We start from the raw sequence: 2,561 nt of genomic DNA, 5'->3' as shown, positions 1-2,561 counted from the left end.
AAGGCAAGCGCCATCAATATCTTTGAGATTGATGAAAGTCTTGAAGTTTTCTCTAAAGGTATTCAGTCACGTTTGCTTGGTGATTTTGAAGAATACGGCGTAACGTTAAACCGCTTTTTCGTAACCACTATTGTGAAACCTGATGGTGATCCTCAATATGAAAAATTCAAAGAACTGCACTTCCGTCAGTATGCTGATATTGCGGAAGCAAAGTTGAAACAGCAAACCGATGTTATCTACGCTCAGACAGAAGCGCAAAAGACAGTCATTGAGTCGCAAGCCTTGGCTCAAAAACGTGCTACTGAGGGTTATACCTATCAGCAAGAGCGTGGCTTTGATGTTGCTGAGCACGCCGCCCAAAACGAAGGCGTTGGCGAGTTCACCAATATGGGTATCGGTCTTGGTGTTATGTCAGGTATCGGTGGCACTGTCGGCGGTATGGTTGGCGGCGCAGTAAACGATGCTTTTTCAGGTGTTGCGGTGCAACCACAAGCAATCGGAAATGCATTCTGTGATAACTGCGGTGCCAAATTGACACCCAGCGCAGCTTTTTGTGATGAGTGCGGAACTCCGCAATCTTCGCCCGATGTTTGTAGCAACTGCGGATTTAAGTTTATTAAACCCGGTAAATTCTGCCCCAAATGCGGCAGCAAAAGGGAGGGCCAGCAATGAAGAAAAATAAAGGTATGGCCTATGCCGTATTAGCAATAGCTTTTGTGCTTTTTAATGTAATAGCTTTTGCAGTTCCAACGGCTAAAACATCAACGTTTTGGATTGCTTATGTATTTGCCGCCGTTGCATTTGTTTCGCAAATTGCTATATGGAAATTTACATTTAAGGGTGCAGATACTCTAAAGAGTAAATTTCTCGGTATTCCATTGATTTCAGTTGGGATTACATATTTAATCATTCAGCTCATCGCATTTGCAATATTTATGGCGTTCTCTATAGCGCCAACTTGGATTGCTATTGTGGTATGTGCATTAATACTTGGTATTTCGGCAATCTGTTTGATTGGTACGGAAACCGGCAGAGAGGAAATCAACCGTGTAGAAGAAAAAGTAGAAAAGAAAGTTTTCTATATCAAAGCACTTCAGGTTGACGTTGAAATGTTGGCAAGCACTGAAACGGATGCTGATACCAAAGCGGCGCTTACAAAACTTGCTGAGAAAATTCGTTTTAGTGATCCTATGAGCAACGAAGTCCTTTCAGAAATTGAAGCAGAAATTACTGCTAAAGTCAAAGAACTCAAAACCGCCGAAAACAAATCGGCAATTATTACAGTCCTTGATTTGCTCATTACCGAGCGAAATAAAAAAGCAAAATTATTAAAATAAATTTGGAGGGGTTAAAAATGAAACAATTAACTTGCGAAATGTGCGGAGGCACAGACTTGATGAAACAGGATGGCGCTTTTGTTTGCCAAAACTGTGGAATGAAGTATTCTGTTGAAGAAGCAAAGAAAATGATGATTGAAGGTACGGTAGATGTGCAAGGTACCGTACAAGTGGATAATACCGCTTTTGTGCAAAAATATCTTGCCAACGCTCGCCGTGCTAAACAGAAAGAAGACTGGGCGGAGACCGAAAAATATTATAATATGGTTGAGCAAAACGATCCGACCAATATTGAAGCAATTTTTTACAGTACATTTGGTCGTGTGAAATCAGCCTTGTTGGAGGCAGAAACCAAAGATAAGAGACAAGGTGTTTTCAATATATTGGTAAAAGGTGTATCCATAATAGATGACAATTATGATAATACCAACGAAGAACATCAAAAGTTATTGTTCGAAATAATGGATGATATTAAAGGATTGAAGGAGGGTAAAATTGTCCCGACTACACATTTGCAGGAATATGTAACCAAAAATGGTTATGGTAATATTGTAGATCGCAACCAGGTTGTCGAGAATGATCCCTTAGAGACCACTTATGCTATGGTAGATAAGGTTTTTGATGCTTATATGGATTCGTTAGCGAATATTATTGTAGAGTATTCTCCAGAACCAATCAAAAAACTTTTCATGGATAATATGGGTAGCCTATATTTGAGCTCTCAAGTTTGGGGAAAGGTAGCAGGACATATTGACGGTTATAGAACGCCGGATGATAGTTGTGCAGAGATTGCAAAGCAAGTAAAAGTAAGTGAACAAACCACCCTCGAAAATATAAACGCACAAATAAATGAATTAGCGAAAACTATCTGCCCATTTTATATGACAGATGGAGCATTGTGGGTAAACCTCAGAAACAATGTACACAGTGAATTAAGAAAATTACATCCGAATTCTGAAGCATTAAAAGTTAAAAGTGGTTGTTGCTATGTAGCCACTGCAGTATACGGTTCTTATGATTGCCCCGAAGTATGGACTTTGCGCCGCTTCCGTGACGATACTCTTGCAGAAACTTGGTATGGTAGAGCGTTTGTAAAAACATACTATGCTATTAGTCCTACTCTCGTAAAATGGTTCGGTCATACCGAATGGTTTAAAAAGATGTGGAGAGGAACTCTCGATCGTATGGTTAACAAACTTCAAACTAAAGGTTTCGAATCTACTC

The 2,561-nt window shown here is 39.8% G+C and carries 3 protein-coding genes; all 3 read left to right on the top strand.

The features are described from left to right. Positions 1–672: double zinc ribbon domain-containing protein (locus ACJMMI_RS03255; protein WP_405353502.1), on the top strand; the 672-nt coding region annotated here is incomplete at its 5' end. Further along, positions 669–1,337, top strand: coding sequence for a hypothetical protein (locus ACJMMI_RS03250; RefSeq protein WP_405353501.1), 669 nt, complete (start codon positions 669–671; stop codon positions 1,335–1,337). The genes ACJMMI_RS03255 and ACJMMI_RS03250, both read left to right, overlap by 4 nt. A gap of 17 nt (positions 1,338–1,354) precedes the next feature. Further along, a partial coding sequence (locus tag ACJMMI_RS03245; RefSeq protein WP_405353499.1) for a CFI-box-CTERM domain-containing protein occupies positions 1,355–2,561 on the top strand: 1,207 nt, incomplete at its 3' end.

It is taken from the genome of Ruminococcus sp. (assembly GCF_045129435.1).
Taxonomy (GTDB): Bacteria; Bacillota; Clostridia; order Oscillospirales; family Acutalibacteraceae; genus Ruminococcoides.
Note: the sequence above shows the minus strand (reverse complement) of the source record. Positions and strands in the feature narration are given on the sequence as shown.

Excerpts from the sequence above, each read along its gene's own strand:
- ACJMMI_RS03250 (WP_405353501.1), top strand. The coding sequence starts at position 669 with ATGAAGAAAAATAAAGGTATGGCCTATGCCGTATTAGCAATAGCTTTT.